12 protein-coding genes are annotated in these 13,746 nt (G+C 73.0%); 5 read left to right on the forward strand and 7 right to left on the reverse strand.

Annotated features, from left to right (window positions below; all coding sequences use genetic code 11):
- Positions 1-32: 32 nt before the first annotated feature.
- From AV521_RS03030 to AV521_RS03050, 5 genes are read right to left on the reverse strand one after another with little or no spacing between them, the layout of a single operon-like run.
- Positions 33-800 (reverse strand): ABC transporter ATP-binding protein, encoded by a 768-nt coding sequence (locus tag AV521_RS03030; protein WP_076082854.1) that lies wholly within the window; start codon positions 798-800, stop codon positions 33-35.
- Between the two features lie 3 nt (positions 801-803).
- Positions 804-2,411: a benzoylformate decarboxylase gene (gene mdlC / locus AV521_RS03035; RefSeq protein WP_076082857.1), complete on the reverse strand. Its 1,608-nt coding sequence runs from the start codon at positions 2,409-2,411 to the stop codon at positions 804-806.
- Complete coding sequence (locus tag AV521_RS03040; protein WP_076082860.1) at positions 2,408-3,241, reverse strand: ABC transporter permease; 834 nt, start codon at positions 3,239-3,241, stop codon at positions 2,408-2,410. Before AV521_RS03040 ends, mdlC begins: the two co-directional genes overlap by 4 nt.
- A complete protein-coding gene (locus AV521_RS03045; protein ID WP_076082863.1) occupies positions 3,238-4,038 on the reverse strand; it encodes an ABC transporter permease in 801 nt (266 codons plus the stop codon). The genes AV521_RS03040 and AV521_RS03045 overlap by 4 nt, the downstream gene beginning before the upstream one ends.
- A 24-nt stretch (positions 4,039-4,062) precedes the next feature.
- On the reverse strand, positions 4,063-5,031 hold the full coding sequence (locus AV521_RS03050; protein WP_076082865.1) for an ABC transporter substrate-binding protein: 969 nt from the start codon (positions 5,029-5,031) through the stop codon (positions 4,063-4,065).
- A gap of 253 nt (positions 5,032-5,284) precedes the next feature.
- Here AV521_RS03050 and AV521_RS03055 point away from each other — a divergent pair, with 253 nt between their 5' ends.
- Complete coding sequence (locus AV521_RS03055; protein WP_076082868.1) at positions 5,285-5,740, forward strand: hypothetical protein; 456 nt, start codon at positions 5,285-5,287, stop codon at positions 5,738-5,740.
- Positions 5,741-5,811: 71 nt separating this feature from the next.
- On the opposite strand, the gene AV521_RS03060 is transcribed toward AV521_RS03055, so the two are convergent.
- Positions 5,812-6,819, reverse strand: coding sequence for a hypothetical protein (locus AV521_RS03060; protein WP_076082870.1), 1,008 nt, complete (start codon positions 6,817-6,819; stop codon positions 5,812-5,814).
- Positions 6,820-7,020: 201 nt separating this feature from the next.
- On the opposite strand from AV521_RS03060, the gene AV521_RS03065 reads away from it, so the two are divergent.
- The 4 genes from AV521_RS03065 to AV521_RS03080 all read left to right on the forward strand — a co-directional run bounded on the left by AV521_RS03065 (position 7,021) and on the right by AV521_RS03080 (position 12,434).
- Positions 7,021-8,187, forward strand: a complete 1,167-nt coding sequence (locus AV521_RS03065) for an NAD(P)/FAD-dependent oxidoreductase (RefSeq protein WP_076082873.1) — start codon at positions 7,021-7,023, stop codon at positions 8,185-8,187.
- Positions 8,188-8,349: 162 nt separating this feature from the next.
- Positions 8,350-10,152, forward strand: a complete 1,803-nt coding sequence (locus AV521_RS03070; protein ID WP_256725400.1) for an RICIN domain-containing protein — start codon at positions 8,350-8,352, stop codon at positions 10,150-10,152.
- A gap of 66 nt (positions 10,153-10,218) precedes the next feature.
- Complete coding sequence (locus AV521_RS03075; RefSeq protein WP_076082876.1) at positions 10,219-11,034, forward strand: inositol monophosphatase family protein; 816 nt, start codon at positions 10,219-10,221, stop codon at positions 11,032-11,034.
- 44 nt (positions 11,035-11,078) lie between these two features.
- A complete protein-coding gene (locus AV521_RS03080; RefSeq protein ID WP_076082878.1) occupies positions 11,079-12,434 on the forward strand; it encodes an FAD-binding protein in 1,356 nt (451 codons plus the stop codon).
- Between the two features lie 242 nt (positions 12,435-12,676).
- Here AV521_RS03080 and AV521_RS03085 read toward each other — a convergent pair whose 3' ends face one another.
- Positions 12,677-13,510: a class I SAM-dependent methyltransferase gene (locus AV521_RS03085; protein WP_079249089.1), complete on the reverse strand. Its 834-nt coding sequence runs from the start codon at positions 13,508-13,510 to the stop codon at positions 12,677-12,679.
- Between the last annotated feature and the right edge of the window lie 236 nt (positions 13,511-13,746).

A 13,746-nucleotide genomic window follows, 5' to 3' on the forward strand; every position in this document is an offset into this window, starting at 1 on the left:
GCAGACGACCGACGGCACCTCCTGGCACTCGCTCACCCCGGCCCTCCCGGCGGAGCGCCCCGCACCGCCCGTCCCACCTCCGTGCGCAGCGCCACGAAACCCGGCAGGCTCCGTGTGGTGATCTGGTCGCGTTCACCCGGCAGGTCGACCGGCAGGTCCCGGACAATACGAGAGCCGGGACCGGGGGAGAGGACGACGACGCGGTCGCCGACGTACACGCTCTCGTCGATGTCGTGGGTGACGAACACGATCGTCGTGCCGTCGGCGCGATGGACCTCCAGGAGCAGGTCCTCCAGGTCCTCCCGGGTGCCGGCGTCCAGCGAGCCGAACGGCTCGTCCATGAGCATCAGGGAGGGCCGGCAGACCAGGGCACGGGCGATGGCGACCCGCTGCTGCATGCCGCCGGACAACTCGCGCGGACGGCGCCGGGCGACCCCGTGCAGCCCGACCCGTTCCAGGATCGTCTCGGCCTCGGAACGGCGGGCGGAGCGCCCGAGGCCCCGCCGGCGCAGCGGCAGGGCCACGTTGTCGCGGACGGTGAGCCAGGGCAGCAGAGAGCGGCCGTACTCCTGGAAGACGACCGCGAGCCGCTCCGGTACCCCGGTCACCGGTGTCCCGTCGACCGTCACCGTGCCCTCCTGCGCGGACAGGAGCCCGGCGATGGTGCGCAACAGCGTGGACTTGCCGCAGCCGGAGGGCCCGACCACGCTGAGGAGTTGCCCGTCGGGCACGGTGAGGCTGATGCCGTCCAGGACATGCTGGTCGCCGAAGTGCCGGCTGACGGAGTCGAGGCGCAGCATCCCTCACCCGGCCCAGGGTTCGTACAGGGTGCCCGCGCCGCCGGTGACCCGCAGGTGCAGCAGGAAGGGGCCCGCGTCGTCGCCGCGGCCGAGGGCGTGCTCCAGCGCGGCCGGCAACTCCTCGGGGTGTTCGGCTCGGGCCGCCGGGCAGCCGAAGGACTCCGCGAGCGCCGCGAAGTCGATCCCGGTGATGTCCGTACCGGGTATGGACGGGATGCCGATCCGGCGTCCCAGCGCGCGGACGGCCGCGTAACCGCCGTTGTCCAGCAGGACGTAGGTGACCGGAGCCGCGTGCTGAGCCGCGCTCCACAGCGCCTGCACCGAGTACAGCGCCGAACCGTCGCCGACCACGCACACCACCCGGCGCCGGTCGGCGAGCGCCCTGCCGACCGCCAGCGGCAGGCCCCAGCCGAGCGCCCCGCTGCCCGTGGTCAGGAAGCCTCCGCCCAGCTCGATGGGCACGCGCGCGTGCAGCGTGTCACGGTGACTCGGCGCTTCCTCGACGAGGACCCGGTCGTGCGGCAGCCGGGCGCGCAGCAGATCGAAGAACAGCTCCGGCGTGATGGGCCCCTCCACGCGGGCCGGGACGGGAGCCGGCCGGGGCGGCGGCGGATCGCGGTCGGGTTCCTTGAGCAGCTCGGTGAGCCGGGCCAGCGCTGGCCGCAGGGTGGTGACGAGGCTGGTCCCGGTGGGCAGCCAGGCGGCCTGGCCGGGGTCGCAGTCCAGGTGGAACAGCTCGGTGCCGGGCGCGAGCGGAGGTCCGTCGTCCGCCACGTGATAGGTGAACACCGGTGCGCCGAGGGCGACCACCACGTCGTACGGGGCGAGCCGCGCGGCCAGTTGACGGGCGACCGGCGGCAGGAATCCCTGGAACAGCGGGTGGGACTCCGGGAAGCCGGAGCGGCCGGAGAGCGGGCTGATCCACACCCCGGCCCGGATGCGCTCGGCCAGCGCCCGCACCTGTTCCAGCGCGTCCTCGTCGTCCACGCCCGGGCCCACCACCAGTGCCGGGCGCGCACAAGAGGCCAGCCGGCCGGCGAGCGCGGCGAGGGCGTCGGGGTCGGCCGTGAACGCCGAGTGCACCGCGCGCGGTGCGACGGGCACGGCGGGCCGGTCCCAGTCGTCCTCGGGCACGGACACGAACACGGGGCCGCGCGGATGCGTCATCGCGATCCGGTACGCCTCGGCGAGCACGGCCGGTACGTCCTCGGCCCGCTCCGGCTGCCGGGCGGACTTCACGTAAGGGCGCGGGAACACGGCCGGTTCGTCGGCGCCCAGGAACGGCCGCAGCTGGATCAGCGAGCGCGCCTGCTGTCCCGCCACGATCACCAGCGGCACCCGGTCGCGAAAGGCGTTGAACACCGCGCCGAGCGCGTGCCCCACCCCGCCCGCCGAGTGCAGGCAGACGAAGGCGGCCCGCCGGGTGCCGAGGGCGTGTCCGGCCGCCATGCCGACGGCGACCGACTCCTGCAGGCCCAGCACATAGGTGAAGTCGTCCGGCCAGTCACGGAACATCCGCAGCTCCGTGGAGCCCGGATTGCCGAAGACCGTGGTCATACCGGTCTCGCGCAGCAGCCGTACGACCGCGCCCCGGACCGTGGTCGTCGTCATGCCGTCCTCCCTCGGGACGTCCCTGGGCCGACGAGCCGTCTCTCGACCGCCAGCAGACCGGTGTTGAGGAGATACCCGAGCGCGCCGAGCAGCAGCAGTGCCGACCACACGGTGAGCAGGTCGGAGCGGGTCTGGGCGTCGGTGAGCGTGAAGCCGATACCGTTGTCGCTGCCCGGCAGGAGCTCCGAGAACACCATCAGGATCAGGGACAGCGACAGACTGAGCCGGAGCCCCGCGAAGATCCGGGGCAGCGCCGAGGGCAGGATCAAGAACCACAGCCGTTCGGGCGCCGTCAGCCGCAGCACGGCCGCCACCTCAAGTCGCAGCGGGTCGGTCGCCCGGGCGCCCTCGGCCGAGTTGACCAGCACCGGCCATACGGCGCTGAACGCGATCGACGCCACCTGCATGGGCGTGCCGAAGTCGAAGACGACGACGAACACCGGCACCAGCGCGGGCGGCGGCACGGCCCGCGCGAACTGCAGCACCGGGTCGCACAGCGCGTACGCCGCCCGGGAGCGGCCCATGGCGATCCCCAGAGTGATCCCGGCGACGGCGGCGAACGCGAACCCGGCCGCCATCCGGCCCAGGCTCGGCAGGATGGTCTCGACGGCGGCCGAGGTGAGGAACAGATGGCCGACGGGCCCCGAGAACCACAGGTCGCGGGCGTGCCGGGCGATGCGCAGTGGCGGCGGGAAGTAGACGCTGCCCTGCGCACGGGCGGCCAGCTCCCAAAAGCCGGCGGCGACGAGCAGCACCGACCAGCGCAGCAGGAAGGGGACGGCGGTGGCGCGGGGTGCTCCGGGCCGCCCGTCGCCCTGTGTCTCGGTCATGGCCGGCCCCGATCCGGCTTCCCGGTCTCCGTGCGTGGCTCCTGCGCCCAGGCGAACAACCGCCGCTCCACGCCGACCAGTACGCCGTTGATCACCAGCCCGAGAGTGCCCGCCCACACCACCCCGGCCAGCACGTCCCGCGTACCGTCGGTCGCCGTCTCGGACTGGGCGATGAAGATGCCGAGGCCCTGGCCGAAGCCGGAGAGCAGCTCTGTCGCGACGGCGAGGATCAGGGCGACCGCGGCCGATATCCGCACCCCGGCGGCGATGAACGGGGCGGTGGCCGGCAACTCCACCCGCAGCAGCACCGCGAGCCGCCCGAATCCGAAGGCGCGCAGGGTCTCCTTGGCCAGCGGGTCGGTCTCGCCGAGGCCGTAGACGGTGTTGAACAGCACCGGCCAGAGCGAGGCGTAGGCGACCAGCGTCACCTCCGTCTCCGTGCCGGAGCCGAGCAGCAACGACACCAGCGGGATCAGCGCGACGGACGGCAGCGGCCGCAGAAACTCGATCACCGCGCGTACGGCGGCCTCCACGACCGGTACCGCGCCCAGCAGCAGCCCCAGCGGTACGGCGATCGCGCAGGCGAGCCCGAGGCCCAGTGCCCACGCCCGCAGCGTCACCCCGATCCCGTCGAGAAAGGCGGGGTCACCTGCCAACCGGGCGGCGCGGGCGAGGACTTCGGAGGCGGGCGGCAGATAGCCGCGCCGCACGATCCCGGCCCGGGAGACCGCCTCGCAGACCCCGAAGGCCACCGCGGCGCCCAGCAGGCCGAGCGCCGAATTCTGCCGCCGTGTCATGTCCACCGGGTCATGTCAGCCCCGTCACCGCACCAGCAGGGGCGTCGGATCGAAGTCCTTCTTCAGGAGCCCCTGGGCGCGCATGAGCCGGATGAGCCGGCGCAGGGCGGCCGGGTCGGCGGTCGTGGGATAGGTCGGCAGGTGGATCGAGGTGGCCTGGTCCGCGGTCACCTTGGCGTACTTCGGCAGCTCCGTGCGTACCGCTCCCGGATCCCCCGCGGCGAGCTTGGAGGCCGCCTCGACGGCGCGCCGGAAGCCCTCGGCGGCCTTCGGGTGCTTCTTCACGAAGTCGGCCGTGGTGACGTAACCGCTGGCCGGCAGGCCCAGTGCCGGTCCCGACCCGCCGTCCAGCAGCACCCGCGCGCCCAACTCGCCCTGGATCGCGGTGTCGAAGGGCTCGACCGCGTGGGCGGCGTCCACCTGGCCCTTCTCCAGGGCGGGGCCCATCTGCGGGAACAGGATCTGCCGGTAGACGGGCCGCCCGGCGCCCTGGGCGTCCAGGATCGCGTTCAGGGTCAGGGACTGGATGTTGTTGAGGACGGCGACGGCGACCTTCTTGCCCGCGAGGTCCGACGGCGACTTGAGGGCGGAGTCCCCGGGCACGAGGACGTCCATCATGTGCGGCGCGATCCGGACGCCCTCGGCGAGGATGCGCAGGTCCAGGGTGCCCTTCTCGTACGCCTGGAGGTAGGTGACGTAGTTCGCGCTCGCGATCACGCTCACCTGGCCCTTGAGCAGCGCGGGCAGCGCCTGGATGCTCTGCTGCACGGGCTGGATGCGCACATCCAGGCCCTCCTTGGCGAACAGCCCGCGGTCCCGGGCCAGATAGAGGGCGGCCGAGTCGGTGAGCGGCAGCGCCGCGACGGTCAGCTGCTCGCGCCCGTCGCCGGAGGACGACGTGCCTCCGCTGTCGCAGCCCACGAGGACCAGCGCCGCCGCGGCCACGAGCGCGGCGAGCCGTTTCGTTCCCGAACGTGATCGACGTAATGCCATACCGGCATGACTACCCTGTCATTGTCATGATCGCTACAGAACGGTTCGGGATTTCGAGGCCTTTGGAGAAATACGCACGGGAAGCTTCGGGAAGCTCGGACGTCGTACGACCGAGGAGGCACACAGGCCGAGTTAGGGTCGCCGGTATGGGACGGCGAGACGCGGGGGATGCGGGGGACGTGGGGATCGTGCACCCCGGGGCGATGGGCGCGCGGGTGGCGGCGCAGGCGGTGGCCGCGGGGGCGAGGGTGTGGTGGGTGCCGCAAGGACGCTGGCCGGCACCCGGGAGCGGGCCACCGAGGCCGGACTGCGCGCCGCCGCGGACCTGACGGAACTGGCGGAGCGCTGCGCGATCGTCCTCAGCGTGTGCCCGCCGGCTGCCGCGCCCGATGTCGCGGCGAGCGTGGCGGCCGCCGGATTCCGGGGCGTGTACGTCGACGCCAACGCCGTCAGTCCCCAACGGATGGGTGAGATCGGCGTGTTGTTCACGGGCGTGCCGGTGACGCTCGTGGACGGGGGCATCACCGGCCCGCCGCCCCGGACGAGAGGGACCACCCGCCTGTACTTGTCGGGCGAGCCGGAGGCGGTCGCGTCCGTGTCCGCCCTCTTCGACGGCACCCTGCTCACCCCGCACCCTCACGCCGTGACTGCGTCCGGTCGGTGCGGGGCGGGCGATCACCGTCGATCTCCGGCGGGCCCCGTGCCGTGACCGGAGCGCGATGGTGAGCGGCGTTCGGCTCGCCGCGGATCTGGGCAGGACCCCGTCACCCCAGCGACAGATCAGGCCAGTGGGCCGGCGATACGGAGAGGCGCCGTGGAGTTCGGTGGGGCGGCGTCGGTGGGATCCGTGACGTCCGTCCACCAGGCCGCGCCGTCCTCGATGTAGCGCAGTAGCACGCCCTCGCGGATCGCCCATGGACAGACGACGGCCCCGCGCAGCCCCATGAGCTTCAGCGCCGTGTGGCCGACGACCGCTCCGGCCAGGCTCTGCGCGGCGCGCGGCGCGGAGATGCCGGGCAGTTGGGCGCGCTCGGCGGCGGGCAGCGCGGCGAGGGTGCGGACCGCCTCATGCAGCTCCCGGCAGCGCAACTCCCGCTGCACGAACGGGCCGTAGCGCCCGGGCGCCGCCCCGCACAACCGGGCCAGCTGCTGGAACGTACGGGAGCTGAGCGCGGCGGTGCGCGGCCGCTCCCAGCGGATCCGCGAAGCCACGTCCCGCAGCTCATGGCGGATCCGTCGGCGCAGTTCCTTCAGTTCCTCGGGCCCCGGGGGGTCCTGGACGCCGAGGTACTCCCGGGTGAGCCGGCTCGCGCCGAGCGGCAGCGAGGCGGCGAAGTCGGGCAGCCGGCCCCGGCCGAAGGCCACGTCCAGCGAGCCGCCGCCGATGTCGAGCACCGCGAGCGGACCGGCCTGCCAGCCGAGCCAGCGCCGGGCCGCGAGGAAGGTCAGCTCCGCCTCGGTCTCCCCCGGCAGGGTGCACATATGGACACCAGTCCCGGCCGCCACCCGGCGCAGCACCTCCTGCCGGTTCGGCGCTCCGCGCACCACCGCGGTCGCGAAGGCCAGCGGCCCCGGTGCCTGCCACCGCCGGGCCGTCGCCCCGGCCGCGCCCACCGCCTTCACCAACTCCTCCACCGCCTCGTCGGCGATGGTGCCGTCCGCACCGACGTGTTCGGACAGGCGCAGCTTCCACTTGACGGTGTGCACCGGCAACGGAACACCGTCCTCCACATCCGCGATCACCAACCGAACCGTGTTCGAACCCGCATCCACCACACTCACCCGCATGGCCGGGACGTACCCACTCCACCGACAAAAACCCGTCAGACAGGCGTCACTTCCGCGCACGGCGCGGGCCGGCGGGCCGCTCAGTCCTTCGGGTCACTCGCTGTCCGGATCCCGGCCCCGAGCCACCCGTCAGCCCGCCACCTGCCCTTAGATGGTCACCACCACTGTCGGCGCGAGGAGTGGCACTTGAGCGGGACCGATGTGACGAGGGTACTGGTCATCGGCGGCGGGATCGCGGGGACCGCGGTGGCGCTCGGGCTGCGGAAAGCCGGATTCGACGTCGCCGTGTACGAGGCACACCCGGACACGGCCGAGGACATGGGGGCGTTCCTGACCCTGGCGAGCAACGGCATGCGCGCCCTGGCCCAGCTCGGCGCGACGGACGCCGTCACGGCGGTCGGTTTTCCGCTGACTTCGCTGCGGCTGCTCGACCACGAGGGCACCGAGCTGACGCACGCACCGCTCGGCGAGGTGGCCGAGCCCGCGCTGCGCTACCGATGTCTGCGCCGCGGCGAGCTGAACGCGGCCCTGCAGGGCGAGGCGGACCGGCGCGGCATCCGCCTGCGCCACGGCGCCCGGCTGGTCGCCGTCACGGACGGCCCGCGCGGCGTCACCGCCCGGTTCGCCGACGGCAGCGTGACCCACGCGGAGCTCGTCGTCGGCGCCGACGGGCTGAACTCCACCGTGCGCCGCCTCCTCACCCCCGGGGTGCGGCCCTCGTACGCGGGTCAGCGGGTCTTCTACGGCTACTCCGGCACCGCCACCGGCGCGGACGGCACCGGTGTGATCACCATGATCCGGGGCAGCGAGACAGCGTTCGGGTACGCGGTGTCGCCGGCCGGGCGGACGTACTGGTTCGCCCGGGTGACCACGGAACCCCTGCCCGCGCACCGTTCCGCGCACCGCGCCCCGTGGCGCGAGGAACTGCTGCCGCTGCTGCGCAAGGACTCCACACCCGCCGCGGACATCGTGGCCGCCTCCGAGGGCCCCGTCATGGTCACCAACGCCTGGGAGATGCCGCTCGGCACGGTGTGGCAGCGGGGCCGGGTCGTACTCATCGGCGACGCGGCCCACGCGGCCTCCCCGGCGACCGGCCAGGGCGCTTCGATGGCCCTGGAGGACGCCGTCGTCCTCGCCAAGGCGCTGCGCGACCTGCCCGACCCACCGGCCGCGTTCACCGCCTTCGAACGGCACCGCCGTCGCCGGGTGGAACACAACATCACCGTCAGCGGCGGCATCTCCCGCGGCAGCCGCAACCCGTCCCGCCCGGGCCGCGTCATGGCCCGTCCGATGGAGCCGGACGCGGCCCTGATCCGCCAACTGGCCTGGGACAGCCCGCTGTCCGCCGCCCCGCCCGAGGAGCCCTGACCGGCGCCCACGAGCGCACGCACGCGTCAGCGCCGCACGAGCGGTCGTACGCGCGCGAAAGTGCAAGAGGCGGAGCACCGGAGTCCATTGCCGGGGAAACCGCCGGAGCCGGATCGTTCCGTGCAACCGGCCCTTCGGCAACAAGGAGCACAGTTGCGACTCTTGAGCAGAGCAGGCGGCGCCGTGGCGGTGTTTTCCACGACGGCCGCCCTGGTCCTGAGCGGCGCCCTCGCGTCCCCGGCGCCGGCCGCGCCGTCCGCCGACGCCCCCTACACCGTGACCGTCGGGACCCCGGTGCCCTTCACCCACCCCACGGACACCCCCGCCGGCCCCTACCTCGACCGGGACGGCACCTTTCACTACCAGCAGTCCGCCGCCCTGTACGGCGCCAAGGACCCGCGCACCTGGGACTTCTACACAGGCAAGGACTTCGACTCCGCGAGCTTCGACAAGACCCTGAGCAAGTCGGTGAACCCCGCCAACTCCGCCGACCGCAACGACGACACCACCTGGCGCTGCAACAACAGCCCCACCGGCCGGGCGGCGACATACGCCCCGAGCGGCTCCGGCTACGCCCAGAAGAACTACTGCGACCTGTCCGGCGTGTGGGTCGACCCCGACACCGGCTACTGGTACGGCCTGGTGCACAACGAGTTCACCCCGCAGCCCTTCGGTGACGGGCTGCACTACGACGCCATCGACTACGCCGTCTCCACCGACCGGGGCCGCACCTGGACCGTCAAGGACCACGCGATCACATCCCCGTACAGCACCGGGCGCGGGGACACGAGGGCCTTCCCGAACCAGACGTACTCCTACGGCGACGGCGACCAGCGCCTCTTCGTCGACACCGCCTCCGGCTACTTCTACGTCTATTACGGCTCCCGGATCATCGACAAGAGCGGCGGCTGGAGGGCGTTCTACGAGCACGTCGCCCGCGCCCCGATCTCGGCCAAGATGGCCCCCGGCTCCTGGCGCAAGTGGTACGACGGCGCCTGGTCCCAGCCCGGCGCCGGCGGCAAGGAGAGCGACATCGTCCCCGCCGACGCCGCTCACCCCACCGGCTACACCCCCGCCTCCGCCGAGTACGACCCGGCCAACACCGGCACCGCCGCCCAGCAGATCGCGGCCGGCAAGATGCCCCCGACCTCGCCGCTGTTCGTCATGAACATCGCCTACGACGCCTATCTCGGGCTGTACATCGGCGAACCGCAGGCCGTCGACCAGAGCGGGCACTCACCGCAGTACCTCTATGCCACCGACGACCTGACGACCCAGAAGTGGCACCTGATCGGGGACACCGGCAGCTACACCAACGCCTCCTGGTACCGCTGGTTCCTGGACAGCGCCAACCGCACCAGCTCCATGATCGTCGGCAGGTCCTTCCGCTCCTACTGCGCCTTCGGCTGCTCGCACGACGCCTCCGGCGAGTACGTCGACCTCACCATCGACACCACCGCACATGCGGCCGCGCCGATGGACACGAGCCGTGCCTACCGCATCGCGAGCGGCGCGGGCCGGGTCCTCGCCCAGGTTGCCGGCGGCAGCGCCACCACCTCGCTGGCGCGGCCCACCGGATCGGGCCGCGACACCTGGGTCTTCACCCCGACCGGCGACGGCGCCTACACCCTCGCCAACGCAGCGAGCGGCCGGCTGCTCGGCGTCGGCTCCGGCTCGGCGGCGGGCCGCGCCTGGGGCGCCAGGCCAACGGTCACCAGGGCACCGGCCGGCGGGCCGACCGTCGGACAGCAGTGGTTCGTGATCCCGAACGCCTCCGGGGGCGGCTACCGTCTGGTCAACCGTTACAGCGGACTCGTGCTCGGCCTCTCCGGCACCTCCGGCCGGCTCGCCGAGACCACACCGGTGCGCAACTGGACGGACCGCAGCGGAAGTTCCGTGGGTGCGGGGCGCTCCGCTGCGGAACAGAGCCTGTCCCTCACCGTGACCGGATACGCACACCGCTAGTCCCCTCGGTGCGAGCCGGGGCCCAACCCCTCCAGCAGCCACGGAACTTGCGATTATCCTGCGTCCATGTCGATCATCAACGGGGAATCCGACGCCCGCCTGGCGCTGACCGCGGCCCAGGCGGGCGCCGCCGTGGTCCGTGATCTCTACGGCAGCCGGCTCGCACGCTACGACAAGTCCGCCGGCGACTTCGCGACCGAGGCGGACCTCGCCGCCGAGCGGGCCATCCTGGACGTGCTGCGCGCCGCCCGCCCCGACGACGCCGTGACCGGCGAGGAGAGCGGGCGCTCCGGCGCAGCCGACGCCCACCGCCGCTGGCTCGTCGACCCGCTGTGCGGCACCCTCAACTACGCCGTACGGAACATGCTCGTCGGCGTGAACGTCGCCCTTCGTCAGGGGCCCGATGTCATGGCCGCCGCGACCGCCGACCCGTTCAGCGGCGAGGTGTTCTGGACCGACGGCGACACGGCATGGGTCCGGAGAGACGGCGGCGACGAACGACTGATGCCCTGGTCCGGGTCGGCGCTGGTGGACGCCAACCTCGATCCCCTGTTCCCCAACGCCCCCGGATTCCAGGCGGTCCGGCTCCTCGCCGACCCGGGCTTCGCCGCACGGTTCCGCCCCCGGGTGATCTCCAGCACCCTCGCCGTGGCCTGGGTCGCCGCCGGCCGCCGGGCCGCCTACGTCACCGACGGCGACCTGCGCGACAGCGTGCACTTCGCGGCCGGCATCGCCCTGTGCCGGGCAGCAGGCTGCACGGTGACCGGCCTGCGCGGCGAACCCGTACTCACCGGCGCGGACGGGCTCGTCGCCGCGGCCGACGCGGAGACGCACGCCGCCCTGCTGCACCTCATCAAGAAGCAGGCAGCAGAAGGCAGTTGACGGCGATCTCGACGCACAGCGCGCCCGTCTGATGTGATTCCGGCATGACGACGGCCCACGACCTCGCCGCCCGCTTCGGCCCGGCCCTGGACACCCGCCCCGAGACCCTCCAGGAGGCCGCACAGGACTTCGGGCACCTCGTGCGGGCCGAGCCGCTCGGCGTGCTCCGCCCCAAGACCGCCGCCGAGATCAAGGACCTGCTGCAGTTCGCCGGTCCCCGGGGCATCCCGGTGAGCGCGCGCGGCGGCGGACACTCGATGTACGGCCAGGGCCAGGCCGGCGGCGGGATCGTACTGGACCTGCGGGCGCTGAACCGGGTCGGTCCCGTGACGGACGGCCGAGTGACCGTACAGGCGGGCGCGTTGTGGCGGGACGTGCTGGCAGCCACCCTGCCGCAGGGCCGCACCCCGCCGGTCCTCACCGACTACCTCGGCGCGGGCGTCGGGGGCGTCCTCTCCGCGGGCGGACTCGGCGGCGCCAGCCACCGGCACGGCCTGGTCGCGGACCAGGTCCTGGAGCTGGAGGTGGTGACCGGGGCCGGGGAGCACCGGGTCTGCTCACCCGACCGGGACCCCGAGCTGTTCCACGTCGTGCTCGCCGGCCTCGGCCAGTGCGCCGTCATCGTGACCGCCACCCTGCGGCTGGTCCCCGCCCCCGACCGGGTCCGCCGCTACTGCCTGTACTACGCCGACCTCCCCCGCTACCTCGCCGACCAGCGGCGGCTCGCCGAGGAGCAGCGCTTCACCTATCTGGAGGGCCAGGCCCGGCCGGCGGGCGAGCACGGCTGGCAGTACATGATCGAGGCCGTGGCCCCGCACACCGGCTCGTGCCCGCCCGACGACACCGCCCTGCTCGACGGACTCGCACACGACCCCGCCGCCACGGAGATCGAGGACCTCGGGTACGGCGAGTTCGCCCAGCGCGTGGACACCGACGAGGAGGTTCTGCGGGCGACGGGGGAGTGGCTGTATCCGCACCCGTGGCTCAACCTGCTGCTCCCGCACGACAGCGCCGAGCCCGTGGTCCGTGCCGTCCTCACCGAGGCGGCCTTCGCCGATCTGCGCGAAACCGGCCTCGTCCTGCTGTACCCGCTGCTCTCCGAGCGGCTACGCGCCCCCCTCTTCCGCCGTCCATCCGGCCAAGTCCTCCATCTCTTCGCCCTGTTGCGCACGGCACCGCCGGGCAGCCCGGAGACGGCGGCCGCGATGGTGGCCGCCAACCGCGCCGCGTACGAACTCGCCCGCGCCTACGGCGCCGTCGCCTACCCCGTCAACGCACTGCCCCTGTCGGATGCCGACTGGCCGGGCCACTACGGCAGCCGCTGGCCGGCCCTCGCCGACGCCAAACGGCGCCACGACCCCCATCTCGTCCTGGCCCGGGGACACGGCATGCGGTTCTGAGGATTGTGGCTTCCGAAGGCTTGCCGCCCGCTTGCCTCATCACTTAAATCAAAACATGAACTAATCCGGGGTCGGCCTCTTGATCCCGCTTCCGTACGGAGAACGCGGCCGTACCGTCTTCTTCCAGAACGACAAGGCGTACGACGCCCCGAACGCCTGGGTCCTGGGCAGCTACTGCAACTACAAGGCCGATCCCAAGATCGTCCAGGCCCACGGCTTACAGGTCCCGCAGACCAGCGGCATCAAGATGGGCGCACCCCGCTGGCCGGGGTCGGGGGCAGCGCCCAGGGTGGCGGGAGCGGCTGCCAACCGGGGCGGCGGAACAGGGCCGTCCACAGGAAATCCTCTCCGAACAGCGCCGACTCCACCGGCTGCGGCCGCATGGCGCGCAGTTCGATCTCCTCCAGGCCGGAGAAGATCCGGCGCAGGGACTCGGGTGTGTAGGCGAGGCCGCCGTGCAGTCCGGGCTCGCGGTAGAAGGCCGCGTCGGGGAGTTCGGATCCCATCCGGCCGGCGGCGAAGCAGGTGAGCGCGAAGTGCCCGCCGGGCGCCAGCACCCGATCCAGCAGTGCGAGATGGCTGACGCGGCGGTGCGGTGGCAGGTGGTGGAAGCAGCCGGAGTCGTAGACCAGGTCGTACGGGCCGCACAGCTCGTCCGTGGTCGCTCCCGCCCTCGTGGTCAGGACGAAGGCGTCACCGCAGTGGAACCGGACGTCGGCTTCCGTGGGGCCCGTCCCTGTCCCTGTCTCTCGGGCACGCTCCCGCGCCCAGGCGATCGCGGTGGGTGAGAGATCGACGGCGTCCACCTGGAAACCGCTTGCGGCGAGGTGCAGCGCGTTGCGGCCGGGGCCGCAGCCCAGGTCGAGGGCCCGGCCCGGCGCGATCAGGCCGCGGTCCAGGTAGGACACCAGGTTCTCGTCCGGCTTCGCTGCGAAGAACGGCACCGGTCTGTTCCGGTCCGCGTAGAATCCGTCCCACCACCCGGCCGCCCCCTCCGTCCAGCGGTCGGCCCCCGGCGCGAACAGCCCGTCCAGGAGTCGTAGCACGTCCTCCACCGTGCGGATGTCCCGGTCCATCCGGCCCCCTTTCCCGATGCGCAGAACCTAGGGGCGGGGACGGCGGAGCACCAGGTCGCCGGGCTCGGCTCGAAGGCTTCGCCGGGCGCCTGAGCGGGCGACGGAGGGGAAGCGGGTGCCGCCCCCTCGGCGGGCGTCCGCAGGCCTTCCGGAGCTTATGGCGTCCCGGCGCGAGGCCCTCCGCGAGGGAGCCGAGGGCACTTTTCGCGCTGCCGGCCAGGGTGCTCCGAAAGGTT

Origin of the sequence: Streptomyces sp. IMTB 2501, from assembly GCF_001953885.1 — a bacterium.
Taxonomy (GTDB): domain Bacteria; phylum Actinomycetota; class Actinomycetes; order Streptomycetales; family Streptomycetaceae; genus Streptomyces.

What these genes read in the sequence shown, in the direction of transcription:
- AV521_RS03030 (WP_076082854.1), bottom strand. Translation starts at nt 800, where the DNA reads ATGCTGCGCCTCGACTCCGTCAGCCGGCACTTCGGCGACCAGCATGTC.
- mdlC (WP_076082857.1), bottom strand. Translation starts at nt 2,411, where the DNA reads ATGACGACGACCACGGTCCGGGGCGCGGTCGTACGGCTGCTGCGCGAG.
- AV521_RS03040 (WP_076082860.1), bottom strand. Translation starts at nt 3,241, where the DNA reads ATGACCGAGACACAGGGCGACGGGCGGCCCGGAGCACCCCGCGCCACC.
- AV521_RS03045 (WP_076082863.1), bottom strand. Translation starts at nt 4,038, where the DNA reads ATGACACGGCGGCAGAATTCGGCGCTCGGCCTGCTGGGCGCCGCGGTG.
- AV521_RS03050 (WP_076082865.1), bottom strand. Translation starts at nt 5,031, where the DNA reads ATGGCATTACGTCGATCACGTTCGGGAACGAAACGGCTCGCCGCGCTC.
- AV521_RS03060 (WP_076082870.1), bottom strand. Translation starts at nt 6,819, where the DNA reads ATGCGGGTGAGTGTGGTGGATGCGGGTTCGAACACGGTTCGGTTGGTG.
- AV521_RS03075 (WP_076082876.1), top strand. Translation starts at nt 10,219, where the DNA reads ATGTCGATCATCAACGGGGAATCCGACGCCCGCCTGGCGCTGACCGCG.
- AV521_RS03080 (WP_076082878.1), top strand. Translation starts at nt 11,079, where the DNA reads ATGACGACGGCCCACGACCTCGCCGCCCGCTTCGGCCCGGCCCTGGAC.
- AV521_RS03085 (WP_079249089.1), bottom strand. Translation starts at nt 13,510, where the DNA reads ATGGACCGGGACATCCGCACGGTGGAGGACGTGCTACGACTCCTGGAC.